We start from the raw sequence: 26,081 nt of genomic DNA, 5'->3' as shown, positions 1-26,081 counted from the left end.
GCCTTCACCCTGGCCACCCCGAGCACCGCCGTTCCCGCCGCCCCCCCCCCCCCCCCCCCCCCCCCCCCCCCCCCCCCCCCGGCCAACCCCCCACCCCCGCCCCCACCACCGGGCACGCCGAGCACGCCGAGCACCAGCACTGAACAGCCCCCCGTACGAGAAGTGCCGGGCGAACCCACCCACGGGATCGCCCGGCACTTCTCGTACGGTTCGGGCCCGGAACAGGGAGCCGTCCGTCACAGATGTCTCACACCCAAGTGGAAACGCGTCCCACACCGCAGGCCGGAGCCGTGGGACGCGTCCAGCGGCTGATGAGACGTCAGTTCACGCCCCGGGCGGACGGCGGAGTGCGGCACAGTTCCGAGTGAAGCTCGGTGATCACGAGCCGAACCCCGAGACCGAACCCCGACGAGACCGAACCCCGAGACCGGATCCGGAGACCCTCCTGTGCCTATCCTCCTGCCCACCCGCCGCCGGTTGTCGCTGGGCCTGGCCCTCGCGGCCGCGCTGACGGGCGTCGGCGCGTACACCGCCTCGTCCGCAGCCGCCACGGCCGCGCCGACCCCGATACCCCTCACCTCCCCGGCCTGCCCGGCCAACCTGCTGCAGGGCGAGTACGACGGCTGCGTCACCCAGCTCCAGTCGGAGCTCAACCTGACCGGCGCGACCCTCACCGTCGACGGGCAGTTCGGGCCGGCCACCGGCACCGCCGTCCGCAACTTCCAGACCTCGCACGCCCTGACCGCCGACGGCATCGTCGGCCCGGCCACCAAGTCCGCGCTCGACACCGCCGCGGCCGCCGCCTCCGGAACCGTGGACCTGCGCACCCAGTGCGGCGACCTGCGGACCGGCGCCACCGGCTCGTGCGCCTCGACCCTGCAGACCATGCTGAACACCTTCCACGCGGGCCACCTCGCCGTGGACGGGCAGTTCGGGCCGGCCACCGACACGGCCGTCCGCAACTTCCAGGCTTCGCACGCCCTGCCCATCGACGGGGTCGTGGGCGCCACCACCAAGACCGCCCTCTACACCGCCACCCCCGTCCCGCTGCCCAGCGGCCCCGTCGACCCCACCAAGGTCCTGAACGCGGCGAAGTCCTACCTGGGTGTCCCCTACGTGTGGGGCGGTGGCCACTCCATGCGCGGCGAGGGCCCCGGCCCCTCGCTCGGCACCTGCGACGGCTACACCGGCTCCATCCAGCCCTGCCCGGCCGACACCACCGCCGGTATGGACTGCTCCGGCCTGGTCCGGGCGGCCTACTGGTTCGGCGCCGGCATCGACCTCGCCAACGGCGGTGACACCAACCAGCAGACCCTGGACCGGCACCTCACCCCGATCACGGAGTCCGAGCGCCGGCCCGGCGACGTCGAGTACTTCGGGACGGACGCCCACACCACCCACCACGTGGTGCTCTACGCGGGCACCGACCCCGGCACCGGCGCGGACATGATGTACGAGGCGAAGGAGACGGGCTCCTACGTCCACTACGTCGGCCTGCACACCGGCGGGTTCTGGTACCGCGTCTCGGCCTGACCGGCCCAGCCGGGGGCCGCGGCACACTCATGCCCCGGCCCCCGGCTGCCGATGCTGCTGCCATGTCCCACCACCTCAGCGGACCCAACCTCCGCTCACCCCTCGGCGACGCCCGCCTCGACATGACGGACCTGTTCGCCTTCGCCGCCCCCGACGGCGGCCGGACCGTCCTGATCCTCAACGTCCACCCGCTCGCCACCGCCGGCGGCCAGGCGTTCCACCCCGACGCCGTCTACCGCGTCAACATCGACACCGACGGCGACCAGCGGGCCGACATCGCGTACAGCTTCGTCTTCTCGACCCCCGACGAGGACGGCCGCCAGAGCGCCTCCGTCTTCCGCGCCGCCGGCCCCGAGGCCCGCTCCCACGAAGCCGGCGGCCCGCAGATCATCGCCGACGCCCCCGTGCAACCGGGCGCCGAGGCCGGGGACTCCGGCACCTTCTACGCGGGCCTGCGCAGCGACCCGTTCTTCGCCGACCTGGACGGCATCGTCGCCAAGTTCCAGTGGACGGGCGTCGACTGGGGAGCCGACAAGAACGTCCCCGCCATCGTGCTGGCCGTGCCGAACGCCGACCTCGGCCCGAACCCCGAGATCGGTATCTGGGGCCGGGTCAGCCTCCGCCGGGACGGACAGCTCACCTCCGTCGACCGGGGCGCCCACCCCTCCCTCACCGCCTACTTCAACGCCGAGGACGTCAAGGACGCCTACAACGCCGGCGAACCCGCCGACGACTGGGCCACCTACCGCGAACCGTGGACCGCCGTCCTCGAACACTTCGGCGGCTACGACCGGCAATCCGCCGAAGAGGCCCTGCACACCGTCCTGCCCGACATCCTCCGCTACGACCGCACCAGGCCCGCCGCCTACCCCAACGGCCGCACCCTCACCGACGACGTCACCTCCGCCCGCCTCACCATGCTCACCAACGGCCAGGTCCCCACCGACCACATCGGCCCCCACACCGACCTCCTCCCCGCCTTCCCCTACCTCGGCCCACCCCACCTCTGACCCCGTGCGCCGCCCGGCCCGGTCCGGGCGGTGCACCACTGGTGCGGGCAGGATCAGCAGCCGTCCGGCGTGGTCACGGTGCCGGGAACGGGGCGGCCCAGGTCTCCTCCTCCAGCAGGAGCCCGCTGGCCAGGTAGGCGATGGTTCGGTACCAGCCGGCCAGCACGAGGAACTCCAGGAGTTGGGCATCGTCGTAGTGGGCGAGCAGGGCGTACCAGGCGGGGTGCGAGAGTTGCGCCGTGTCGTGCAGTTCGTCGACCGCGGCGAGCAGCGCCGCGTGGCGCGGCAGCCACTCGGCGCCGACCGCGGTGTCGACCTCCGTGGTGGCCCGGAGCTGCTCCCGGCTGAGTCCGGCCTGCTGGGCGAGGGTCGCGGCATGGACGCCCCACTCGTAGGCGCAGCCGGCGCGCGCGGTCACTCGGGCGATGACGATCTCACGATCGACGGCGGGGAGAAGCCCGTGCCCCAGCAGGCCGGAACCCAGAGCGAACATGCGCGAGGCCAGTTCCGGGTTGCGGTGCAGTACCCGGAACAGCATGAGCGGCTCGTGCGGCGCGCCGGGAGGCATCCAGCGGCGGAGCGCCCGGTCGATGGATTCGGGGTACGGCGGGCTCAGCGGCTCGATACGGGGCATGCTGCACCTCCTGCTTCGATTTTCGCACCACTATGATGCTTTGGAAACCGAAGCGCAAGGAGTGGGCATGGACACCAGAACACCTCGACCAGGCGCACCGGCACGAGGATCCGATTCGGGCCGTCCGGTCATGGCCGCACTCGACCTGCTCGGACGGCGGTGGACGCTGCGCGTCCTGTGGGAACTGAGTCAGTCCCCGGCAGGCTTTCGTGAACTGCAACGTCGCTGCGAGCGCATGTCCTCCAGCGTGCTCAGCACCCGGCTCAACGAACTGACCGATGCCCGCCTGCTCACCCTGCACGAGGACGCGTATCACCTCACCCGCCTCGGCGAGGCCCTCGTCGAGGCGCTCGGTCCGCTGAACGCCTGGAGCCGACAGTGGGCCGAGGAGATGGGCGGCGGGCAACTCCCGCAATCCCCGACAGCATCGTGAGCATCGCCGTCACCGTGACGGAGCGACGAGGAGGTAGGCGCCGCCCCTGAGGTCCTCCAGGATGCTGTCGGCGGTCGCCTCGGCGGTCATGGCGCTGGAGTCCAGGACGTTCCTCTCGTAGTCACCCAGGTCGCGGAACTGGTCGTGCATCGACCGGATCGGCCCGGGGTCGGTCAGGGCGTCGCCGGTGCGGCCGGCGGCGCGTTCCAGGGTGGTGTGTCGGTCCGGGCGCAGGACGACGTAGTTCAGCGGCAGTGCCCGCTCCTCGGCCGCGGCACGGAACAGGTCGACGAACCAGGGGCCGACGACGCCGTCGCAGATGACCTGGTAGCCGCCGGCGGCGTAGCCGAAGGCCGCCGCGACCAGTACCCGGAGGACCACCTGGTTCTGCTGGTGGGCCTCGGGCAGGTACGGCGGGATCGAGCCCTGCTTGATGCAGTGCCAGAAGTCGTCGCTGTGCAGGTGGACACTGGGCGTCAGGCGATCGGCCAGCAGCGCCGCCACGGTGCTCTTTCCGGCACCGGGTGGCCCCGTCAGCACGGTCACCTGACCGCCGAGAGGCTGGACGGCCGGTGGGTTCATGCCACCACCGTGCCACGACCGGCCGCCGCACCGCTCCCGAATTCGGCCCCGGCCCGCTCTCCGGGCCGGTCAGCGGTCGCCGCGCAACCGTCTCACCCGCACCGGGCCTCCATGCGCCCTGCCCCTTGCCCCTGCCCGGCCGACAGTGAGGCGCCCGTGCACGCTCCGCGGGGTTCGCCCGACCCTTGCAGGTACCCTAGGGGGGTATGGTATGTTCATCATGAAGCGGCCGCCCGGGCCACCCCGCCCGGCCGGCCCCGCACCCCGACCGCCAGAGGAGCACGCCATGACCGAGACCACCATCACCGTCGTCGAGTCCGCCGCCACCGAGGGCTCCTGCTGCGGCGGCGGCTCCTGCGGTACGGCCGCGGCTCCGGCCGCCACCGCCGCCGCCGAGCGAGCGGTGTTCCAGGTGAAGGGCATGACCTGCGGCCACTGCGTCACCGCGGTGACCGCCGAGCTGAAGAAGATCGCGGGCGTCGGCGAGGTCGCCGTGGACCTGGCCACCGGCCGGGTGACGGTCGACAGCGCCGCGCCGCTCGCGGACACCGAGGTCGCCGCCGCGATCGACGAGGCGGGCTACGACCTGGTCGGCCGCGCCTGAACGCCCGTACCCACCACGGCCGGTCCGGTCGGAGCACCCGTCAGCTCCGGCCCGGACCGGCCGTTTCGCCATACCCTCCCCCGGTAGAGTGAGGCCCACGGCCCACGCCCCACCGCACAGGAACCGGAGACGGCCATGGTCGGCTACAGCTCCCACAAGGACGACTTCCTCAAGCGCCTGCGCCGCATCGAGGGACAGATCCGCGGTCTGCAGCGCATGGTCGAGCAGGACGCCTACTGCATCGACGTCCTCACCCAGGTCTCCGCCGCCAGCCGCGCGCTGCAGTCCTTCGCGCTCCAACTCCTGGACGAGCACGTCGAATGCTGCGTCCGGGACGCCATCACCGAGGGCGGCCAGGAGGCCGGCGTCAAGATCCGCGAGGCCAACCAGGCGATCGCCCGCCTCGTCCGCTCCTAGGGCCCGCCTCAGCCGCCCGGCTACCCCTCGGAGGTATGCCGCCCCCCGCCCCTGCCGCCCCTATCGCCCCTGCCGCCGCCCCCGCCCCGGCGCCCCCAGGAGCGGGAGCACCGCCTCGTCGAGGATCTGCGCCACCGTCTCGTCCGACGGTACGACCGCGCTGAGCAGGAACTCGTCACGCACCAGGCTCAGCGGCATCGCGATCACGCGCGGGGTGAGCCGGGCCTGGTCGATCTCGCCGCGCTCGGCCGCGCGCCGCATCATCACCGCCAGGCCGTCCACCGGCCCCCGGGCGCCGATGACGTCGCGGAAGCGCGCCCGCAGCTCGGGCACGCGCAGCAGGTCGATCAGCAGACCGTGCACGGCGCCCTCCGGCAGGCCGTCGAAGCGGTGCAGCAGGGTGTGCAGGAACGCCAGCAGGTCCGCTCTCAACTCGCCGGTGTCCGGCGGCTCCTCGGAGTCCGGGAGGTCACGGGCGAGGGCGGCGAGGACCAGTTCCGCGCGGCCCGGCCAGCGGCGGTAGAGCACCGGCTTGCTCGTCCGGGCGCGGGTGGCGACGCCGTCCATGGTGAGCCGGTCGTAGCCGAGGTCGACGAGTTCGGCCCAGGCCGCGTCGAGGATCGCCCGTTCCAGTTCGCCGCCGTGCCGCCGCGGGGGCCGTTCGCCGTCGTCCGCCATGAAGTCCGCACCCGTCCTCGGAGACACGTTGCGTGTCTTGGTGACGGGAGTCTACAGTCGAGGCCAAGACACGTGCCGTATCTATCGGCCGGAGAGTCAGGGGGCCTGTCATGCGCACACCCATGTCCGCGACCACCACCACGTCCACCACCACGTCCACGTCCACGACCGACGTCCTGGTCGTCGGCGCCGGGCCGGTCGGCCTCGCGCTCGCGATCGGGCTGGCCCGCGCCGGGGTCGGGTGTCGGATCATCGAGCGCGAGCCGGAGTTCCGCGACCGCGGCGAGCGGGCCAAGGGGATCAACGCCCGCTCCCTGGAGGTCTTCGAGGACCTCGGCGTGGTCGAGCGGATGCTCGCCCTCGGCCGCACCGACCTGCGGGTGCGCACCTACCGCGGCGCCCGGGTCATCGGCGAGGCGGCCGCGTCCGACGCCACCCGGCCCACCCCGGACCGGCCGTACACCGACGCGCTGATGCTCGCCCAGCACCACACCGAGGCGGTGCTGCGCGAGCGGCTCGCCGAGTTCGGCGTGAAGGTCGAACTCGACTGCGAGCTGGTCGAGTTCACCCAGCACGAGGAGGCCGTGCACGCCACCGTCCGCCACGGCGGCGAGATCCGCACCCTGCGCGCCCGCTACCTGGTCGGCTGCGACGGCGGCCGCAGCACCGTGCGCAAGCAGGCAGGCTTCACCTTCCTCGGCGAGTCCTGGGACGAGGAGCGCTTCCTGCTCGCCTCCATGCGCGTGGAGGGCCTCGACCCCGACTTCCTGCACGTCTGGACGGACGAGAGGCTCGGCGCAGGCGCCTTCATCCTCGTGCCCATGCGGGCCGACGACATCTGGGCCGCCCACGCCTGGATCGACCCGGACGAGCAGGGCCGCACGCCCGCCCCCGACCTGGCGACCTTCGAGCGGCTCTTCGCCGAGCGCGCGGGCCTGCCCGGCGTCCGGCTGCACGAGCCGAGCTGGTCCACCGTCTGGCGCCCGACCGTACGGATGGTCGACCGCTACCGGGCCGGCCGGGTCTTCGTCGCCGGGGACTCCGCGCACTGCCAGTCGGCGGCGGGCGGCCAGGGCCTCAACACCGGGGTCCAGGACGCCGCCAACCTGGGCTGGAAGCTCGCCGCCGTACTGCGCGGCGCGCCCGACGCCCTGCTCGACAGCTACCAGGCCGAACGCCTGCCCGTCGCCGCCGGCGTACTCGCCGCCACCTCCGCCCAGCACCGGGCGCTGTTCACCGAGGGCGGCGGCCAGGCCCTCGCCCGGCAGTTCAGCCACCGCACCGCCTCCGGCGCCGACTTCACGGGCCTGTCCGTCGGCTACCGGGGCGGGCCGATCGGCCTCGACCTGGACGACAGCACCGGCATCCGCGCCGGAGACCGCGCCCCGGACGCGCCCGTCACCACCGCCTCCGGCACCCCGACCCGCCTGTTCGACCTCCTCCGGGGCCCGCACGCCACCCTGCTCGCCTTCGACGCCGACCTCCGGTTGCCCGAGCGCCCCGGCCTGCGGCAGGCCCGTCTGCGGGACCCGTCCGGGCACGCCGGGCGCGCGTACGGGCTCAGCGGCCCGGCGGTGGTCCTCGTCCGGCCGGACGGGTACGTGGCGCTGACCGGCTCGGAAGCCTCCGTGGCAGCGCGGCCGGAGGCGCTGGCCGAGGTGATGGCGGGCATCGGCCTCTGACGCTCCCGGGGGTCAGCGGGTGGCGGCGGCGGCCCGCCGGTCCGCATCCGCATCCGCATCCGCATCCGCATCTGCGTCCGCGAGCCACAAGTACACCGGGCCCAGGGCGAGTTCGATCACCATCAGGGCCACCTGGAAACCGTCCGGCCAGCCCTTCACCGCCACCGACAGCACCCGGGCGAGGCCGCCCAGCAGGAACACCCCGGCCAGCCACCGCACCGCCCAGGCGGGCACCGGCGACTGCCGCACCGTCCAGATCCAGGCGGCCCCGTACCCGGCGAAGATCGCGCCCATGAAGCGGCCGAAGCTGTCCGTGGTGGCGTCGGCGCCCGACTCGCCGGGGACGGCCGCGGCGCCGATCAGTACGTGCTCCAGTCCGATCGCCACGCACGCGACCCCCATTACCCATCCGAGCACCCTCAGGGCCCTGGCCATGTCCCACCGTCCGTTTCCTCGCTCGGTCGCTCGGTCGCTCGGCCGACGCTTGGTTGACACGTGTCTACCAAGCTAGCGCCCGCCGGTAGACACGTGTCAAGTAACGTGTGCCGCATGTCCGTTACCGAACGACGCCGCCGCCTCTCCCCCGACGAGCGCCGCGCCCAGCTGCTCGCCACCGGCGCCCGCCTGTTCGCCGAACGACCGTACGAGGAGGTGCTGATGGAGGAGATCGCCGAACGGGCCGGCGTCTCCCGCGCCCTGCTCTACCGGCACTTCCCCAGCAAGCCCGAGCTCTTCGCCGCCGTCTTCCGGCAGGCGTCCGCCGACCTGCTCGTCCGCACCCGGCTCGACCCCGGCGACAGCCTCGCCGAGCAGCTCGTCCAGGGCCTGGACGCCCACTTCGACTACTTCGTCGCCAACCGGCACGCCGTCCTCGCCGCCAACCGCCGGCTGGCCGGGGACGTGGTGATCCAGACGATCATCGCCGAGGAGCTGGACGAGCTGCGGGTACGGCTGCTCGGCGCGCTGCCGCTCGCGGACGAGGCGGCGCGGCCGGCGGCCTCCCAAGTCCTCAGCAGCTGGCTGGTGTTCGTCCGGGTGCTCGTCCTGGACTGGCTCGCCGAGGAGACGTGCAGCCGGGTCGAGCTGCGCGACGCCTGCGTCGGGGCCGTCCTCGGCGCGCTGGGGCCGTTCCTGTCGGACGGGAACGGGGCCGCCGGGGAGCGGTTCGGATACCATCGGGCGGTATCGGACTAGTCGGGCCAAGCCGACCCAATTCCCTCTAAACATATGATAGTTGAGGGAGTAGCCGGCGGACCGACGGAACGCCACCCCGAAGGGACCCATGTCCGCGACACTCCCTCCCCTCCACCGGCTGCCCGTGTCCCCCGCCCGGGCACCCCGGCCGACCACCCTGCCGGACGGCACGCCCGCGTGGCTGGTCACCCGGTACCACGACGTCAAACAGGCCCTCGGCGACCCGCGCCTCACCCGCGCCGACCTCGAGCAGGTCGGCACCATCGGCCCCACCGCCGAGGTCTCCGGCAACCCGGCCTCCCTGTTCAACCAGGACGGCCCCGCCCACCGGCGCCTGCGCGCCACCTTCCAGCGGGCCTTCACCCCGCGCGCCATCGCGGACTGGCGGCCGTGGGTCGCCGAGGCCGTCCAGCGGGCCGTCGACGCGCTGGTCGCGGCAGGGCCGCCCGCCGACCTGATCACCGCCTTCACCCGCCCGGTGCCCTTCGCCGTCACCGACCGGCTCACCGGGCTGGACGGGCTCGTGGACGAGGAACGGCTGCGGCGCTGGGCGCACGCCGTCCTCGCGCAGGGGGAGGACTCGGCGCCGGACCCGGACGGGGTCGCCGAGTTCTCGGCCTTCACGGCCGAGCTGATGGAGCGACGGCGGCGCGAACCCGGCGAGGACCTGGTCAGCCGGCTCGTCCGGGCCGCCGACGAGGACGGGGGCATCCCGGAGGAGTCCCTCGTCCACCTCGTCTGCGGGCTCGTCGCCAGCGGCAACGAGAGCATCACCGGCGCCCTCGGCAACGCCCTGCTCTACCTCCTCGGCGAACGCGCCGACCACTGGCCGCGCCTGGCCGACCCCGACACCGCCGAACGCACCGCCGAACGCCTCTGCCACTTCATCCCGCTCGGCGACGACGAGCACACGATCCGCCGCACCACCGCACCCCTCGACCTCGGCGGCGTCCCCATCCCGGGCGGCGCCGTCATCGCCCTCAGTCTCGGCAGCGCCAACCGCGACCCCGCCGTCCACCCGGACGGCCTCGACGCCGACCTCGCCCTACCGCTCACCGCGCCCACGCTGGCGTTCAGCGCCGGGCCGCACTACTGCGTGGGCGCGTGGCTGGTCCGGCTGGAGATGCGCGAGTCGCTGCGGCGCCTGGCCGCCGCACTCCCGGCGCTGCACCTCACCGCCGCCCCGGACGCACCGACGGCCTGGCGCCTGGGCACCACCACCCGCAGCCCGGCGAGCCTCCCGGCCGCCTGGTGACCGATCGGCGATCCCGGGACGCCCGGCACGCCCGGCACTACGGATGTAGTACCACTACGCAAGTAGTGGCACTACGCAAGTAGTGCCACTACATCCGTAGTAACGGCCCCGCCCGTCACCCCCACAGCCGCTCCCCCAGCGCCCCGCCCTGCGCCGCCCCCGGCAGGACGTACGCCACGGCCGAGGCCGTGTGCTCCAGGAACGGGTTCAGTGCGTCCTTCGCCGCCAGCCGGTTCTGGATGCGCGTGAACTGCCCCGGGTCCCGCATGAACGCGCAGAACAGCAGCCCCCGGTCCCCCGGCCCGTCGTCGTAGCTGTAGCCCCGCCGCAGGATGCGCGCGCCGCCGTCCAGCCGGGGGCTGCTCAGGCGCACGTGCGCCGTCGCGGGCAGGACGTACGAGCCGTCGGGGTTCTTGGTGTAGATGTCCGGCTCGTCGTGTTCGGCCGCCCCCGTCAGCGGGGCCCCGTCGCCGAGGCGGCGGCCCATCGCCCGATCGCGGCCCGCCTCCGGGAGAGCGGCGAAGCCCGCGACGTCCATCCGGATGCGCCGGTACACGAGGACCGTCCCGTGCTCGTGCGGCCCCGGCGCGCCCCACACCCACTGGCGGGCGTCGTTCTCGGCGGGGTTGGCCGTGCCGTCCTTGTAGCCGAAGAGGTTGCGCGGGGTGGTCCCGGCGGGGGTGCGCGGGAGGAAGCCGGACTGGGCCCACCGCAGCCCGCCGCCCTTGGCCGCCACCGCGCCCGTGAGCTGCTCGGTGAGTACGGAAAGCGGCCAGCGGTCCGCCGCGCACAGCTGGAGCACCAGGTCGCCGCCGCCGCGCGCCGGGTCGAGCCGGTCGCCGGGGAAGGCGGGCAGGTCGGCCAGGGCGGCCGGGACGCTGAGCCCGAGCCGTCCGGCGAGCCCCGGCCCGACCGCGACCAGGCTGCTGATCCGGGCGTCCGCACCGCCCGCGAGCCGCGGGTCGGCGGCCGTCCCTCCGACCGCCTCGGCGAGCAGCCGGGTGAGGTCCCCGAGCAGCGCCTTCAGCGCGGCCCGCCCGTCGGAGGTCGCCGCGGGCGCGAGGTCGAAGGCGAGCAGCTGTGTGGCGGGCTGCTGCGCGGCGGTGACCCCGGCCTGCCGCAGGCCGTGGAACGGCACCGGCGGCGACTCGGGCGGCGGCTCAGGCGCCGACCGCGCGACACCCGTGGTGTCCGCCCCGCGTACCATCGCCCCGACGCCCGCCCCGGCGCCGGCGGCGAGCAGCGCCCCACCCGCGAGCAGAGCCCTCCGGTCCACACCGCCCTCTTTCCGCGCCTTTCCGCTTTCGGCATGCATGGAGCACATTGGAGACGATAGAACACCTTTCATGCAAATTCTGATGTTTCGTCAACTCCGCACACGGACAAGCCTGCTGTGCCTGCTCGCCGCCGCCCTCGCGCTCACCGGCTGCTCCTCCTCCGGCTCCGGCCCCAGTTCCGACGCGAAACACCCGGACGGCACGGTTGTTCGGGTCCCGCAGAACTTCCCGACCGTTCAACAGGCCGTGGACGTCGCCCGCGAGGGCGACACCGTCCTGATCGCCCCGGGGACCTACCGCGAGAGCGTACGGATCACCAAGCCCCGCGTCGTCCTGCGCGGCAGCGACCGCAACACCGTGATCCTGGACGGCGGACTGCGTCTCGTCAACGGTGTCACCGTGACCGGCCCGGGCTCGGTGGTCGAGAACCTGACCGTGCACAACTACCTCGCCAACGGCGTGCTGTTCACCGGCGTCACCGACGAGCAGCTCCAGCAGCACGGTGCCGGCGGCTCCGCCTACAACCCGCTGGACACCGCCCGCTTCCCGGTCGTCCAGGGCTTCCGGGCATCGAGGGTGACCGCCTACGACAACGGCCTGTACGGCATCTACGCCTTCGACGCGCGCGGCGGCGTGATCGAGGACTCGTACGCCTCCGGGCAGGCCGACTCCGGCATCTACGTCGGCCAGTGCAAGCCCTGCGACACCCTGGTGCGCGGCAACACCGTCGAGCACAACGCGGTGGGCATCGAGATCACCAACGCCTCGGACAACCTCGTCTTCGCGGGCAACAGGGTGAGCGCCAACCGGGTCGGCATCACCGTCAACTCCAACGACCTGGAGGCGCTGGCCCCGCAGCACGGCGCCGTGATCGTCGGGAACGTGGTGACCGACAACAACGCCGCCGAGACCCCGCAGCAGGCGGACGGCGGTTTCGGCATCGGGATCGGCATCGGCGGCGGCACGGGCAACCAGGTGCAGCGCAACCTCGTCCAGGGCAACCGTGCGGCGGGCGTCATCGTCACCGACCCGCCGGGGCACCCGGCCGGCGGCAACCGGGTTGAGGGCAACCGGGTCACCGGCAACGGCACGGACCTGGTGCTGGCCTCCGCCGACCCGGGCAACTGCTTCACCGGCAACCAGCCCGCCGCCCAGAGCCCGGACGGCCTGGAGGGGCTCGCGGCCTGCGGCGCAGCGGGTCGTGGCCAGCTGACGCCCGGCCGCGCCACCGCCGTTCAGGCACCGCCCGGTGTGCCGTTCAGCCAGATCCCGGCGCCCCCGGCGCAGCCCTCCCTGCCGGACCCGAACGCCCCGGCCCGCCTGGCCACCGATCTGCCCGGCCCGGTCGACCCGGCGGCGTACGCGCTGCCGACCGACCCCTCGGCGGTGCCCGCACCGCCCAAGTGACGGCGACGGGCGGGCCCGTGGAACCCGGGCCCGCCCGCCGTCACTCACCGGCCGCTACCGGTGCCGCGCCCGACGCCTGCGCGCGGCCAGCACCAGCAGTGCGCCCGCGCCCGCCAGCGCGACGGCGCCCGCGACGGCCAGCGGCGTCCCCGGGCCCGCGCCGGTGGCCGGCAGCGAGCCGTGCGGCGCGGACGGCGTCGCGGGAGGCGGAGGCGACGCGCTGGGCGAGGGCCCACCCGGCGTGCCGCTCGGAGTCGGCGTGGGCGTCGAAGTAGGCGTGGGCGTCGGCGTCGGCGTGGGCGTCGGGATGAGCGTGTTGACCGCCGTCACGCACACCCCGTCCTCGAGGTTGTCCGCCGTGAGCACCAGCGGCCCGAACACCGCGCTGTCCGGTGCGGCGTAGCCCGGCGGCGGGCTCACCTCCTGCCAGTAGTACGTGCCCACGGTCCCGCTGCCGCCGCAGAGGCTCTCGGCGCCGGTGGTGCAGGGCTCGCCCACCTTGGTGTCGGGCTTGTCACCGCCCGTCTGGAGCCCGTCGGTGCCGTTGCTCTCCTTCCACAGCTGGAACTTCGCCCCCGCCAGCGGCTTCCCGTCCTGGTCGTGCTTGACGACCGTGAGCGCGCCCTCCTGTTGGCGGAACCCGAAGTCGTAGGTGTGGTCGTTCTCCCCGGGACCGCCGGTGGTCAGCGCCCGCTCGGCGTACTTCGAGTCGTCGAAGTAGTACTCCCCGCGCTTGGTCGTCCTCGCCGTGCCGACGAGCTTCCCCGACTCGTCGTACAGGTGGACGGTCGCGCCCTCCACCGGCTTCTGGCCGGGGAGTTGGACGCCCTTGCGCTCGGGGTCGTACCAGACCCGGTTGCCGATCTGCAGCGGCGCCCGGTCGCAGAGCACCTCGAGGTCGCCCATCGACGCGCCCTTGCCGAACGGCGGGATCGTCCCCCTCGGGTTGAGCTGCAGCCCGTACTTCGGGTCCCGCTTGCCGTCGCGCAGGAGGAACGCGGTGCCGTAGCCGAAGGCCGCGTTGTTCGGGTCGAACCCCGAGAGCGCGATCGAGCTCTCGACCTTCGACAGTGCCATCCCGGCCATGCCCGCGTTGCGGTGGCCGACCAGGCTGCTGGTGTCGAAGAACCGGGTGCCCCTGGGCGAGAGCCCGCAGCCGAGGTTGGTGTCGAGGACGTACGTGCCGTTGGCGAGGCACGCCTTGTTCAGGTCGCCGCCGGGCAGAACCCTGGCGAAGGAGGCGCCGGTCGGGTCGGCGGCCGACATGTCGCCGAAGCGGTCGCGGAAGGCGATCAGCATCGAGCCGTCGGTCTCGAAGGCGATCTCGCCCAACTCCGGTTCCGGGTTGGCGAGGTAGGTGGCGCAGCTCTGCCCGTTCTGGGCCGAGCAGACCCCGCCCAGGTACCCGAGGCCGTCCTGCAGCCCGAGCCCGAAGGGGCGCCAGTCCCCGGCCGCCGGGCAGCCCGGGTCGGGGATCGGGTGGACGGCCTTCGGTGCGGCGGCGGTCGCCGCGCTCGCGTCGTAGCGGTACAGCTTGCGGTCGTTGAGGTTGACGACGAAGAGGTCCTTGCCGTCCTCGGTGACCTTGATGCCGCCCAGGCTCTCCTTGCCCGCCGCGACCAGGAAGGCGTCGTCGCCGCCCGGACTGTGCCGCGTGGTACCGGCGTCGGGGACGGTGGTCCAGAGCCTGGTCGTCTTGGCGGCGGGGTCGGTGACGTAGATCGCGCCGGGCCCGCCGGGGCCGTAGGCGGTGGTGCGTTTGGCGGAGGCGGCGGAGAACACCCGCCTGTCGGCCCTGTTCCAGGCGATGCCGAAGAGGTTGCCGGTCTCGGCCTCGGTGGCGATGTCGGTGACGTGGACGTCCACGCCGTCCTGGCCGCGCGCGCCGTACGGGAAGGAGACCAGCGTGCGCGCCGACTCGCCTTCCCTGGGCGGGTGCTGACAGGTCGTCACCAGGGTGGCGTTCTTCTGGCAGTAGTCCCCGGGGCTCCAGAGACCGGTGGTGTAGGAGACCGCCTTCCCGCCGGAGAGGTCGACGAACTCCTCGTTGCTGGAGAGCTGGTTCGGCGCGCCGTCCAGCCCCTGGCGGGAGGCGAAGGCCGGGAACAGCACGCCCGGCTTCGGATTCACCACCTGCACCCGGTACCTGCCGCCCGCGAGTTCGGTTCCGGCCGGGCGCAGCGTCACCGTCCCGTCGGGGGCGGTGGTTCCCTCGATGCCCGTTCCCGTGTCGTCGGTGAGCTCGACCTTCACGCCGCCGATTCCCGGTTCCAGTGCGGGAGTCCACACCCCGCTGGTGTCGACGGCCCGGACCACCCGGACCGTGACCGTGCCGTCCCCCGCCCGGGGAAAGGCCGCCGGGGCCACCGCGAGCAGCCCTGCGCCGACCATCGCGGCTGCGGCGGTGGCACCCCAGGCGACCCGCCACGTCCGCCGTCTCGTCCCTGCTGCCCCTGTCGCCTCTGTCGCCTCTGTCGTCCCTGCCAAGACCTGACTCCCATCAACGGCGGGCATATGCCCGATCCGGACTGGAGTCCCCAGGACAGCGGAGTGCCGGTCGTTCACGTCCGATACTTCCGGCAGGTTCACTTGAGTGTGTGACAGGGATGAGCCGAAAATCGCATGAGGTTCGAATACGATCGCACATATTCGCTCATTCAGCGGCATCCACCCCGCGTCCCAGCGCCCGGGGAAAACCGGCTCCCGGCTCAACCACCCCATGGGGCATGATCGGTGCGGACTCGAACCCCGACCGAGGAGCCCGCCCCTTGAACCGCCCCGCGCGCACCGCCGCCCTCGCCGCCCTGGCCCTGCTCGCGGCCTCCGCCTGCACCGCCTCGCACGCCCACTCCCACTCGCAGACCTCGGCTGCCCCGGTCACCCCCGGCGCCACGGCCTGGCACGGCGGCTTCCGCGAGTTCGGCAGCGCGCAGTGGAAGCGCACCTGGGGCGCGGTGGACCAGGGCGCCTGGGGCGCGGCCGACTTCGCCGCCGTCGAGGACCCGTCCGCGCCCGGCGGCGCGGGGGCGCTCCAGGCGACGTACGGCGCCGGCTCCTCCGCCAACTCCTGCACCGACTGCCCCAACCCGGGCGGCGGCCAGTTCTACACCGACCTCAACGCCCTCGGCCTGCCCGCCCTCGCCCAGAGCCCCACCCTGGACCTCCGGTACGCCCTGAAGTTCCCCGCCGGCCGCGACTGGGGCAAGGCCGGCAAGCTCCCCGGCCTCTACGGCGGGAAGATCGGCGAGGAGTCCGGCGGCACCCACGGCTCGGGCTGGTCCACCCGGTACATGTGGCGCGGCGCCAAGGGCAGCCCGGACAACGCCGAGGTCTACCTCTACACCCCCACCAACTCCGGCCCCACCGGCTACGGCGTGGACGAGGGCCTCGGCGACTGGCACTTCCAGGCCGACGACCGCTGGCACACCGTCGAGCAGCTGATCGACCGCACCACCGGCGACATCACCGTCTGGTACGACGGCCGCCAGGTGCACCACGCCTCCGGCACGGCGAGCGGCATCGCGGGCCTGCCCTTCGGCGGCATCCTGTTCTCCACCTTCTACGGCGGCCACGACACCTCCTGGGGCCCCGCCACCGCCCAGCACGCCTGGTTCGCGGACTTCTCCCTCTCCACCGGCACCCAGCACCCGTGACCTGGCCCGCCGAAACCGCCCTCGGCCTGATCGTCTTCCTCGGCGCCTCCGTGCAGCGCCTCGCGGGCATCGGCTTCGCGCTCGTCGCGGCGCCCGTCCTGGTGCTGCTCCTGGGGCCGGGCGACGGGGTCACGCTCTCCAACGTCGCCGCGGGCGCCATCAGCGCGATCGGCCTGGCCGCCACCTGGCGGCAGCTGCGCCCCGGCGCGATGGTGCCGCTGATCGCGGCCGCCGCGTGCACGGTGCCGGCCGGTTCCTGGGTGGCGGCGCGGGTGGCGACTCCCCACCTGCTGCTCGGCATCGGCGCGTTGGTGAGCGCGGCCGTGCTGCTGGTGATCCGGGGCGTACGGGTCCCGGCGCTGCGCGGGGTGGGCGGGGCGGTGGCGGCGGGCGCGACCAGCGGGTTCATGAACTCGGCCGCCGGGGTGGGCGGCCCGGCCGTGTCGCTGTACGCGGTGAACACCGGCTGGACGGCCCGGGAGTTCGTGCCCAACGCGCAGCTGTACGGCGTGGTGGTGAACGCCCTCTCTCTGACGGTCAAGGGCGTCCCCCATCTCGCCGTCCCCGCCTGGGTGGTGACCGCCGGGGCCCTGACCGCCGGCACCGTCCTCGGGCACGCCCTGGCGGGCCGGGTCGAGGAACGGCAGGCGCGCCGGGTGGTCCTCGGCCTCGCCCTGGCCGGCGGGCTGGCGACCCTCGTCAAGGGCGTCTCCGGCCTGCTCTGACCCCCGTGGCCGCCGCACACGGGAGCGGGGCGGGAGCGCCGATGCGCTCCCGCCCCGCTTCCTGCTCGACCTACCGCATCACCCCTTGCGCCGGCGCCGCAGGCGGCTTCCGGCGAACACCAGCCCGCCACCGCCGAGCAGCAGCACCGCGCTGAGCACGCCGAGCGGGGTGAGCCCCACACCGGTCTCGGGCAGCGGGGGAACGGGCGGCGTCGGCGGCCGAGGCGGAACCGGGGGCTTCGCGTTGTCGACCGTCACGCTCGTCGACTGCGCCTCCCCCTCCTCGTTGGCGATCGTCACCCGGGTGTCCGCCTGCTGCGGCAGCACGTACCCCTCGGGTGCCGAGACCTCCTGCAGCCGGTACCGCCCGGCCGGGAGCGGCCCGAAGTGGCAGCCGCCCGCCGCGTCCGTGGTGCACGGGTCGCCGACCTCGGTGTCCCCGGACTCCTCCTCGCGCCACAGCTGGAACACCGCCCCCGCGAGCGGGGCGTGGCCGTCGGCGTCGCGCTTGAGCAGGTGCAGGTAGCCGGGCCTGGGCCGGTCGACGGCCGTGACCGAGGCGCCCTGCCGGACGTTGGCCGAGGTGAGCACCAGCGGCCCGAACACCGCCGGGTCCGGCAGCAGGAACCCGTCCGGCGCCTTGGTCTCCTGCCAGTAGTACGTCCCCAGGCCCACCGTCGCCGCGCACACCCCGGAGGCCGGGGTGGTGCACGGGTTGCCGACCCTGGTGTCCGCGTCCGTCTGGAGACCGGACTGGCCGTTGGCCTCGCGCCACAGCTGGAAGACCGCGCCCGCGAGCACCGTGCCGCCCGGATCGGTCTTCGTCACCGCGACCCGGCCGGTGAGCGGCTGGTCGGTGACGGAGACGGCGACGCCCTGCCGGAAGTTGTCGGAGGTCAGCACCAGCGGCCCGAACACGGCCGGGTCGGGCAGCTGGTACCCGTCCGGTGCGGTCAACTCCTCCCAGTAGTACGTCCCGAGGCCGACGGTCTCCGAGCAGGTGCCGGCCGCGGGCGTCGTGCAGGGCGAGCCCACCTTGGTGTCGCCGACGGCCGTGCGCCACAGCTGGAAGACGGCCCCCGCCAGCGCCCGGCCCTGCGGGTCGACCTTGGTGACGGACACCTGCCCGGTCATCGGCTGGTCCACCGCCGTGACGGAGACCCCCTGCCGGAAGTTGTCCGAGGTCAGCACCAGCGGCCCGAACACCGCCGGATCGGGCAGCAGGAACCCGTCCGGCGCCTTGGTCTCCTGCCAGTAGTACGTCCCCAGCCCCACCACCGCCGAGCACACCCCGGAGGCCGGGGTCGTGCACGGAGCCCCCTCCTTGGTGTCCCCGACGGCGTTGCGCCACAGCTGGAACACCGCGCCCGCCAGCGGCTTCCCGCCGGGATCGGTCTTGGTGACGGACACCTGCCCGGTCATGGGCTGGTCGACGGCCGTGACCGACACCCCCTGCCGGGAGTTCTCGACCGTCAGCACCAGCGGCCCGAAGACCGCCGGGTCCGGCAGCAGGAATCCGGCCGGGGCCGAGACCTCCTGCCAGTAGTAGGTGCCGGGGTCGACGCTCGCCGAGCACACCCCGGAGGCCGGGGTGGTGCACGGGTCGCCGACCTTGGTGTCCCCGACGGCGGTCCGCCAGAGCTGGAACACCGCCCCGGCGAGCGCCTGCCCCTTGGGGTCGGTCTTGACCACGGTGACGGTGCCGGGTGCGGGCCGGTTGACGGCCGTGACGGTGACGCCCTCGACGGCGTTCTCGGCGCTCAGCGCCAGCGGCCCGAACACCGCCGGGTCCGGCAGCAGGAACCCGTCCGGTGCCTTGGTCTCCTGCCAGTAGTACGTCCCCAGCCCCACCGTCGCCGCACACACCCCGGAGGCCGGGGTCGTACAGGCGGAGCCGACCATCGTGCCGCTGCCGCCGACGGCGTCCTTCCACAGCTGGAACACGGCCCCGGCCAGCGGCTTGCCGTCCGGGTCGGCCTTGGTGACGGACACCTGCCCGGTCATCGGCTGGTCGACCGCCGTGGTGCTCGCCCCGGTCCCGTAGTTCGCCATGGTGATGTCCAGCGGCCCGAACACCGCCGGATCGGGCAGCAGGAACCCGTCCGGCGCCTTGGTCTCCTGCCAGTAGTACGAACCGAGCCCCACCGTCGCCGTACACACCCCGGAGGCCGGGGTGGTGCACGGCGCACCGACCTTGGTGTCCGGGGCGGCACCGTCCGTCTGCAGCCCGGCGACGGAGTTGGACTCGCGCCACAGCTGGAAGGTGGCCCCGGCGAGCGGGTTGCCGCCGGGGTCGGTCTTGGTGACGCTCACCGGGCCCTGGGGCTGGTAGAACCCGAAGTCGTAGGTGTGGTTGTTCTCGCCGGGCCCGCCGGTGGTGAGGGTGATCTCGGGGTACGTCCCGCCGGGCGGCACCTTGCCGTCGTTGTCGATGAAGTCGTTGTCCCCGGCGTCGGCCTTGGTGACGACCCACTGGTACAGCGGGCCGCCGGGCGCGTAGTCGGCGGGCAGGTCGACCTTGACGGTGTACCGGGTGCGCGGCTTGAGGCCGCCGGTGACGTTGGTGTCGTCGAAGTAGTACTCGCCGCGCGGGGTGGTCCTCATGGTGCCGACGACCGTGCCGCCCTCGTCGTAGAGCCGCACGGTGGCGCCGGGTACGGGCTGCTCGCCCGGGTCCTGGATGCCGTTGCGGTTGACGTCGTACCAGACGCGGTTGCCGATCTGCAGCGGCGCCTCGTCGCAGAGCACCTCCAGGTCGGCCATCGAGCCGCCCTTGCCGAAGGTGGTCGTCAGCTGGTTGCCGAGCCCGGCCGCGCGGGTTCCGTCGCGGTTGGTCCAGGCCGTGCCGGCGGTGAAGATGGCGTCCGTCGGATCGATCGCGGAACTCGCGATCGTGGTCTCGACCTTGGACAGCGCGATGCCCGAGAACATCGCGTTGTTGTGGTAGGGCGTGCGGTGCTGGTCGTAGAACGTGGCGCCGCGCGTGGTGTTGCCGCAGCCGCCGTTCTCGTACATCACGAACAGGCCGTTCGCGCCGGGGCACGCCTTGGTCAGGGCGCCGCCGGAGGCCGGGGAGGCCAGCGCGGCGTTGCCGGCCTGGTAGCGCTGGTTCAGTCCGAGCTGGTCGGTGTACCGGTCGCGGAAGCTGAGGATCAGCGTGCCGTCGGTGTCCACCACGATGTCCGCGAGCATGGGCTCCGGGTTGGCGATGTTCCCCGCCCCGCAGGACGCGATGCCGTCCTGTGAGGTGGGGAGGGTGTCCTGCCACGGGTACCAGCCCGCGCCGGGGCAGACGGAGTCGCGGTTGGACCGCAGCCGGGGGTAGTCCAGCGCCTGGTCCAGGATGACCGGCCCGAAGGTGCCCGCGGCGGGGTCGAAGGTCCGTACGACGGCGCGCAGGTCCGACTTTCGCTGGGTCGACTCGCCGGAGCAGACGCCGCCCACGTAGACCACGCCGTCCTGGACCCCCAGGCCGTAGGGCCTCCAGTCACCGGCGGCGGGGCAGGGGGTTTCGGGGCCGGGGATGGCGTAGCTCGCCTTCGGCGCGGCCGCGGTCCTGCTCGTCGCGTCGTACCGGTACAGCTTCCGGTCGTTCAGGTTGACCACGTAGAGGTCGGCGCCGTCCTCGGACACCTCCACGTCCCCCAGCGACTCCTTGGCGACGGCGGGGGCGAACCCGAGGTCCATGTCCGTGGCGAAGTCGTGGGCCGTGGTCCCGGCGTCGGGGACCGTCGTGAACAGCGTGGTCGCGTTGGTCGCCCGGTCGGTCAGGTAGACGGCGCCCGGCCCGGAGGGGCCGTAGCCCGAGGCGCGGTGCGCGTGGGCGCCGCTGAAGATCCACTTCTTCTGCTTGCTGTACCCGATGCCGTACAGCGCGCCCGTCTGGGCCTTGGTCGCGAGGTTGGTCGTCCGGTTCTCGACGCCGCGCGCGTCGTACGGGAACGACACCATGGTCCGCGCCGTTGCCGGCTCGCTGGGCGTCACGTCGCCGCGCAGGCAGGCGGTGACCAGTGTGGCGTTCTTCTGGCAGTAGTCGCCGGGATTCCAGAGCCCCGTGGTGTACGAAACGTTCTTTCCGCCGGAGAGGTCGACGAACTCCTCGGTGCTGCTCAGTTTGGTGGGTCCGCCGGTGATGCCGCCCTGGCGGTCGGCGAAGGCGGAGAACAGCACGCCGGGCTTCGGGTTGACGACCTGTACGCGGTAGGTGCCGCCGCTGAGGCTGCTCGCTCCGGCGTCGAGGGTGACGGTGCCGTCCGCGGCGGTCTGCCCGCTGATCGTGGCGCCGGCGTCGTCGGTGAGGTTCACGGTCACCCCGGACATGCCGGGCTCCAGGGCGGCGCCCTGCCAGGTGCCGTCGGCGGTGACCTTGCGGACCACCCGCACCGTCACGGAACCGTCCCCGGACTGCGCGTCCGCGGAGGTGGCGAGCGCGCCCAGGTAGCCGCCGCACAGTGCGAGCACCGTGGTGAGGGCCGCTAGGCGCCGTCTGGTCTGCACGGTGGAGTCCCGCCTTTCGTGAGGTGAGTCCGACGAGGAGTGATTTTCTGGTCGGCACACCACCCGAAACGCGCAACGCGGCCGGAATTCCGCCGCATCTCCTCCATATCTCAGCCCATTGGCCCCGGACCAATGGAACATTGACGCCAACATAAATCGGACAATAACTAAGCATTGCCTCCCATCAGACAAGCGCCTCGGGAGGCGGGGTGAAGGGTCGGCGGACGAACCCCCGGACTTCTGAAAGGGGTCTGCGAAAGCCCTCCCTGCCGCTGAGGCGGCCATGCCATACTGCACCGGTGACGTCAACGAGCCTGGACACCCCACCCCGAAGCACGGCCCAACTGGGCAGGAAGTTCCACCTGTTGTGGTCCGCCTCGACCGTGTCCTCGATCGGCGACGGCATGCGGGACGCGGCGCTGCCCCTGCTCGCGGCGACGCTCTCGGACTCACCCGCGGCGGTCGCCCTCGTCAAGGCCGCCGCCACCCTCCCCTGGCTCGTGATGTCCCTCCACGGCGGCGTCATCGCCGACCGCTACGACCGCCGGCGATTGATGTGGACCATCGACTTCGCACGCGGTGCGATCGTCCTCGCATTCGCCTGCTGGGCCTTTCTCGCCACGCCCCCGCTGGCCGTCCTCGCCGTGCTCGCCTTCGTTCTCGGCTGCGGCGAGACGATATTCGTGAACGCCTCCACCTCCGCCCTGCCCGACGTCGTGCGGCAGGACCAGCTGGACACCGCGAACGGGCGGATGCACGGCAGCATCATCGTCGGCGGCAACCTGCTCGGCCCCACCATCGGCACCGCGCTGTTCGCCGCGGCCGTCTGGTTCCCCTTCGGCCTCGACGGCGCCTCCTTCCTCGTCGCCGCCCTGCTGGTCGCCGCCACCGGCCGCTCCGGCCGGGTCGCCCCGCGCAGCGACCGCCGGATGTCCACCGAGATCCGCGAGGGTGTGCGCTGGCTCCTGGACAACCGCGAGGTGCGGCTGCTCACCCTCGTCTCCGCCCTCGGCGCCATGTCCTTCTTCATGGCGAACACCATGCTCGTCCTCCTCGTCACCCGGACCCTGGACGCCCCGGCCACGGTGTACGGCCTCGTCCTGGCCGCCAGCGCCATCGGCGGCACCGCCGCCAGCGCCCTCGCCGGCCGGCTGGCGCTGCACATGGGCCGGGGGCTGCGGATCGCGCTCGCCTTCGCCCTGATGGGCGCCGCCTGGGTCGGCATCGGCCTCTCCCCCAACTGGGAGGCGGCCGCGGCCCTCCACCTCGTCGCGGGCTTCGGCCTGGTGATCTGGAACGTGCAGGCCACCTCGCTGCGCCAGCAGGCGGTGCCCAAGGAGCTGCTCGGCCGGGTCAACAGCTGCTACATGATGCTCAGCCGACTCGGCATCATCGTCGGGACGGCGCTGAGCGGTTGGATCGCGGCCGCCTCGGAGGTCCGGGTGCCGATCGTGCTCGGCGGAACGGTCCTGCTGGTCTGCCTGCTGCTGGTGCCGCGGCTGGCCCGGCTGGAGTCGGCGGGCGAGCGCTGAGTGACGCAGGCCACGTCCACCTGTGTGCAACCTGGAAGCCTGCTGAGTACGTCAACCTGTTGTTCATGTCATCGGTCTACCTTTCATCGGTCCACCTTCGACCTGTCGGTGACTGGCATATAGCCACTGACTGGCCTATAGTCGCGGGCCTATCGTTCGGTGAGCAGCGGGGTGGCACGGGGTGGAGTTCCGGGTTCTGGGCGCGGTGGCGGCGGTCACGCCGGACGGCCGTGACCTGCCGGTCGGGCCCGTCAAGCGCCGCAGCCTGCTCGCCATGCTCGCCCTCCACGCCGGCGCGCCCGTCACCGTCGACCAGCTGACCGGGGCCCTCTGGGAGACCGACCCGCCCCGGCACTCGCGCACCGTCGTCCAGGGCCACGTCTCCCAGCTGCGCACCCTCCTGACCGAGGGCGACGCGGCCGCGCACGGCGTCGAGCTCCTCACCGAGGGCAGCGCCTACCTGCTGCGCACGCCCCCGCTGGCCGTCGACGCCCACCGCTTCGAGCACCTGCTGCGCCGCGCCCGCTCCGGCGCCCCGCCCGCCGAGGCCGTCGCCGTCCTCGACGAGGCCCTCGCCCTGTGGCGCGGCCCCGCGCTCGCCGGCACCACCGCCAGCCCGGCGCTGGAGAGCGCCGCCCACGGCCTGGCGGAGCTGCGCCTGGCCGCCGTCGAGGAGCTGGCGCAGGCCCACGGACTGCTCGGCGACCACGGCGCGGCCGCCCGGGTGCTGCGCGCCGAGGTCGCCAGGGACCCGCTGCGCGAGCGGCTGGTCATCGCCCTGCTGCAGTCCCTCGGCCGGGCCGGGCGCCGCTCGGAGGCGCTGGACCTGTTCCGCCGCACCCGGCGCACCCTTGCCGAGGAGCTCGGCGTCGACCCGTGCCCCGAACTGGCCGCCGCCCACGCGGCGCTGCTGCACACCCCGGCGCCGCCCGCCGCACCGGACAGGGCCGAGCAGGTCGCGCCGCCCGTCCCGGTCCCCACCCAGTCGGACGGCACCGCCACCGCGCCCCCGCCCGTCCTCGCCCCGCACCTGTTCCCCCGGCGCCCGCGCGGGTTCTCCGGCCGGAAGGACGAGCTGGAGGCGCTGGACCGGGCCACCTCCTCCCCCGGCGCGCTCGCCGTCGTCACCGGCAGCGCCGGCGTCGGCAAGACCGCCCTGGCCGGGTACTGGGCCCACCGGCGCCAGGGCGACTTCCCGGACGGCCGGCTCTTCGTCGACCTCTGCGGCTACAGCCCGATCCCCGCCCGGGACACCGGCGCCGTCCTGCGCGAGCTGCTGCTCGCCCTCGGCGTGCCCGCCGAGCAGATGCCCGGCTCGTACCAGGGCATGAGCGCCCTCTACCGCGAACTCACCTACGGGCGGCGGATGCTGCTGGTGCTCGACAACGCCCGGCACTCCAACCAGGTCCGCCCGCTGCTGCCCGAGGGCGACGGCTGCGTCACCGTCGTCACCAGCCGCGACCGCCTCGCCGGGCTCGTCGCCTCCGACGCCGCCCGGCTGGTGCCCGTCGCCGAGCTCTGCCCGCCGCGCGCCATCACCCTGCTCTCCGACACCCTCGGCCCCGACCTCGTGGCCGCCGAGCCCGAGGCGTCCGCCAGACTGGCCTCCCTCTGCGACGGGCTGCCGCTCGCCCTGCGCCTGGCCGCCGCGCGCATCGCCAGCTGCCCGGCCCGGGGCATCGCCGCCCTGGCCGACGAACTCGCCGACGAGCAGCGCCGGTTGAGCCTGCTCAACGTCGAGGACACCAGCATCGCCGCAACCCTGGGCCTGACCGTCGAGCACCTGGCCGAGCCCGCCCGCCGGATGTTCCACCGCCTGGGCACCCACACCGGCACCACCCTGGACAGCCGCACCGCCGCCGCCATCGCCGGCTGCCGGCTCGACCGGGCCATCGAGGCCCTCGACCAGCTCGCCGCCGCCCACCTGATCACCGAGACCGGCCAGGACGCCTACACCCTGCACGACCTCGTCCGGCTCTACGCCCGCAGCCTGCCCGCCGAGGGCGACACCGACGCCCTGCCCCGCCTCCTCGACCACCTGCTCGGCACCCTGCTCGCCGCCAGCGCCGCCGCCGAGCCGGGCAGCGAGCCCTGCTGCGTCCCGCCGCCGGGCGCCCGCCGGCCCGCCGAGGTGCGGCCGTTCCCGGACCGCGCCACCGCCCTGGCCTGGTACGCCGCCGAGCGCGACACCCTGCGCGGCGCAGTGGAGGCGGCCGTCGCGGTCGGGCTCAACGACCGGGCCTGGCGGCTCGTGCTGCTGCAGTGGCCGCTGATCGTCTGGCAGGTCCGGGACGGCTGGGCGCCGCTGCTCGAACAGGGCCTCGCCGCCGCCGAGGCCGACCACGACCACGGCGCCCAGTCCCGCGCCCGGGCCCTGCTCGGCTGGGTGCTCACCGAGGAGGGCCGGCACGAGGAGGCCCTCGCCCAGCTGGAGCTCGCCCCCGACCTCGCCGCCCGGGCCGGGGACGTCACCGGCGAGGCCGTCGCCCTGATCAACCTGGCCGTGGCCCTCGTCCGGGGCGACCGGCTCGCCCGCGTCCACGGCCTGCTCACCCGCGCCCTCGCCCTCACCGAGCGCGGCGGCCGCCGCGACCTCACCGCGCTGGCCCGCCAGCACCTGGCCGAGCACTGCCTGGCCGTGGGCGCCTTCGTCGAGGCCGCCTACCACGCCTCCCGGGGCCTGGCCCTGGCCGAGCCGCCCTTCCCGGCCCTGCGCCACGTCGTGCTGCACACCCTGTACGGCCGCGCCCTCGCCGCCACCGGCCAGCCCGAGCAGGCGCAGCACCACCTCTCCGAGGCACTGCGCACCGCCCGTACCCACGACTACGCCGAGGGCGAGTCCGCCGCCCTGGCCGCCCTCGCGGCCCTCCCGGCGACCGCTACGGCGGTCTAACGCGTGTCTGCCGGGGCCGTGACGGGCACGACGTCGGCCCCGGCGCCGCAGGAGGCGGTGCCGGGGCCGATGGTC

Annotated in this window: 20 protein-coding genes; 13 read left to right on the top strand and 7 right to left on the bottom strand. The window is 73.7% G+C overall.

Annotated elements, in window-relative coordinates; translation table 11 throughout:
* The first annotated feature begins 447 nt into the window (after window positions 1-447).
* Window positions 448-1,533, top strand: a complete 1,086-nt coding sequence (locus IH61_RS43485) for a peptidoglycan-binding protein (RefSeq protein WP_031077392.1) — start codon at window positions 448-450, stop codon at window positions 1,531-1,533.
* A gap of 62 nt (window positions 1,534-1,595) precedes the next feature.
* Window positions 1,596-2,543, top strand: coding sequence for a DUF4331 family protein (locus IH61_RS0134790; RefSeq protein ID WP_031077389.1), 948 nt, complete (start codon window positions 1,596-1,598; stop codon window positions 2,541-2,543).
* A 73-nt stretch (window positions 2,544-2,616) separates the two neighbouring features.
* Here the strand turns inward: IH61_RS0134790 and IH61_RS0134785 are convergent, their stop codons facing one another.
* A complete protein-coding gene (locus IH61_RS0134785; RefSeq protein WP_031077387.1) occupies window positions 2,617-3,177 on the bottom strand; it encodes a carboxymuconolactone decarboxylase family protein in 561 nt (186 codons plus the stop codon).
* A gap of 67 nt (window positions 3,178-3,244) precedes the next feature.
* Between IH61_RS0134785 and IH61_RS0134780 the strand changes: the two genes are divergently transcribed.
* Window positions 3,245-3,610 carry a winged helix-turn-helix transcriptional regulator gene (locus IH61_RS0134780; RefSeq protein ID WP_031077385.1) on the top strand — a complete coding sequence of 122 codons (366 nt, stop codon included), beginning with the start codon at window positions 3,245-3,247 and terminating at the stop codon, window positions 3,608-3,610.
* Window positions 3,611-3,619: 9 nt separating this feature from the next.
* On the opposite strand, the gene IH61_RS0134775 is transcribed toward IH61_RS0134780, so the two are convergent.
* A complete protein-coding gene (locus IH61_RS0134775; RefSeq protein ID WP_031077383.1) occupies window positions 3,620-4,192 on the bottom strand; it encodes an AAA family ATPase in 573 nt (190 codons plus the stop codon).
* Window positions 4,193-4,478: 286 nt separating this feature from the next.
* Here IH61_RS0134775 and IH61_RS0134770 point away from each other — a divergent pair, with 286 nt between their 5' ends.
* Together IH61_RS0134770 and IH61_RS0134765 are read left to right on the top strand one after the other, a co-directional pair.
* Complete coding sequence (locus tag IH61_RS0134770) at window positions 4,479-4,796, top strand: heavy-metal-associated domain-containing protein (protein ID WP_031077381.1); 318 nt, start codon at window positions 4,479-4,481, stop codon at window positions 4,794-4,796.
* A 135-nt stretch (window positions 4,797-4,931) separates the two neighbouring features.
* On the top strand, window positions 4,932-5,213 hold the full coding sequence (locus tag IH61_RS0134765) for a metal-sensitive transcriptional regulator (RefSeq protein ID WP_031077378.1): 282 nt from the start codon (window positions 4,932-4,934) through the stop codon (window positions 5,211-5,213).
* Between the two features lie 60 nt (window positions 5,214-5,273).
* Here the strand turns inward: IH61_RS0134765 and IH61_RS0134760 are convergent, their stop codons facing one another.
* Entirely contained in the window at window positions 5,274-5,918 is a 645-nt protein-coding gene (locus IH61_RS0134760; protein WP_199823430.1) for a TetR/AcrR family transcriptional regulator, read from the bottom strand.
* 83 nt (window positions 5,919-6,001) lie between these two features.
* Between IH61_RS0134760 and IH61_RS0134755 the strand changes: the two genes are divergently transcribed.
* The gene (locus tag IH61_RS0134755) at window positions 6,002-7,573 is read left to right on the top strand and encodes an FAD-dependent monooxygenase (RefSeq protein WP_234327462.1); all 1,572 of its coding nucleotides are present in this window, start codon (window positions 6,002-6,004) and stop codon (window positions 7,571-7,573) included.
* A gap of 12 nt (window positions 7,574-7,585) precedes the next feature.
* Here the strand turns inward: IH61_RS0134755 and IH61_RS0134750 are convergent, their stop codons facing one another.
* Window positions 7,586-8,008, bottom strand: coding sequence for a DUF4345 domain-containing protein (locus tag IH61_RS0134750; RefSeq protein WP_031077373.1), 423 nt, complete (start codon window positions 8,006-8,008; stop codon window positions 7,586-7,588).
* Window positions 8,009-8,122: 114 nt separating this feature from the next.
* Here IH61_RS0134750 and IH61_RS0134745 point away from each other — a divergent pair, with 114 nt between their 5' ends.
* The gene (locus tag IH61_RS0134745) at window positions 8,123-8,767 is read left to right on the top strand and encodes a TetR/AcrR family transcriptional regulator (protein WP_051838558.1); all 645 of its coding nucleotides are present in this window, start codon (window positions 8,123-8,125) and stop codon (window positions 8,765-8,767) included.
* A gap of 88 nt (window positions 8,768-8,855) precedes the next feature.
* Window positions 8,856-10,022, top strand: coding sequence for a cytochrome P450 (locus tag IH61_RS0134740; RefSeq protein ID WP_031077369.1), 1,167 nt, complete (start codon window positions 8,856-8,858; stop codon window positions 10,020-10,022).
* 115 nt (window positions 10,023-10,137) lie between these two features.
* Here IH61_RS0134740 and IH61_RS0134735 read toward each other — a convergent pair whose 3' ends face one another.
* A complete protein-coding gene (locus tag IH61_RS0134735) occupies window positions 10,138-11,298 on the bottom strand; it encodes a Dyp-type peroxidase (protein WP_234327461.1) in 1,161 nt (386 codons plus the stop codon).
* Between the two features lie 70 nt (window positions 11,299-11,368).
* On the opposite strand from IH61_RS0134735, the gene IH61_RS0134730 reads away from it, so the two are divergent.
* Complete coding sequence (locus tag IH61_RS0134730; RefSeq protein WP_234327460.1) at window positions 11,369-12,706, top strand: right-handed parallel beta-helix repeat-containing protein; 1,338 nt, start codon at window positions 11,369-11,371, stop codon at window positions 12,704-12,706.
* A gap of 54 nt (window positions 12,707-12,760) precedes the next feature.
* Here the strand turns inward: IH61_RS0134730 and IH61_RS0134725 are convergent, their stop codons facing one another.
* On the bottom strand, window positions 12,761-15,097 hold the full coding sequence (locus IH61_RS0134725) for an SdrD B-like domain-containing protein (RefSeq protein ID WP_078911618.1): 2,337 nt from the start codon (window positions 15,095-15,097) through the stop codon (window positions 12,761-12,763).
* A 377-nt stretch (window positions 15,098-15,474) separates the two neighbouring features.
* Between IH61_RS0134725 and IH61_RS49205 the strand changes: the two genes are divergently transcribed.
* Together IH61_RS49205 and IH61_RS49200 are read left to right on the top strand one after the other, a co-directional pair.
* Window positions 15,475-16,359, top strand: coding sequence for a polysaccharide lyase (locus IH61_RS49205; protein WP_234327459.1), 885 nt, complete (start codon window positions 15,475-15,477; stop codon window positions 16,357-16,359).
* Window positions 16,356-17,084 (top strand): sulfite exporter TauE/SafE family protein, encoded by a 729-nt coding sequence (locus tag IH61_RS49200; protein ID WP_031077359.1) that lies wholly within the window; start codon window positions 16,356-16,358, stop codon window positions 17,082-17,084. Before IH61_RS49205 ends, IH61_RS49200 begins: the two co-directional genes overlap by 4 nt.
* Window positions 17,085-17,162: 78 nt before the next feature.
* Here the strand turns inward: IH61_RS49200 and IH61_RS43480 are convergent, their stop codons facing one another.
* Window positions 17,163-21,581: a SpaA isopeptide-forming pilin-related protein gene (locus IH61_RS43480; protein ID WP_234327458.1), complete on the bottom strand. Its 4,419-nt coding sequence runs from the start codon at window positions 21,579-21,581 to the stop codon at window positions 17,163-17,165.
* A 299-nt stretch (window positions 21,582-21,880) separates the two neighbouring features.
* On the opposite strand from IH61_RS43480, the gene IH61_RS0134705 reads away from it, so the two are divergent.
* Together IH61_RS0134705 and IH61_RS49795 are read left to right on the top strand one after the other, a co-directional pair.
* A complete protein-coding gene (locus IH61_RS0134705; RefSeq protein WP_158845615.1) occupies window positions 21,881-23,113 on the top strand; it encodes an MFS transporter in 1,233 nt (410 codons plus the stop codon).
* Window positions 23,114-23,294: 181 nt separating this feature from the next.
* On the top strand, window positions 23,295-26,006 hold the full coding sequence (locus IH61_RS49795; RefSeq protein ID WP_031077353.1) for an AfsR/SARP family transcriptional regulator: 2,712 nt from the start codon (window positions 23,295-23,297) through the stop codon (window positions 26,004-26,006).
* The last annotated feature ends 75 nt before the right edge of the window (window positions 26,007-26,081 follow it).

It is taken from the genome of Streptomyces sp. NRRL WC-3742, from assembly GCF_000720635.1.
In the GTDB taxonomy this organism is placed as follows: Bacteria; Actinomycetota; Actinomycetes; order Streptomycetales; family Streptomycetaceae; genus Kitasatospora.
This window is presented reverse-complemented; position numbering and strand designations above follow the sequence as displayed.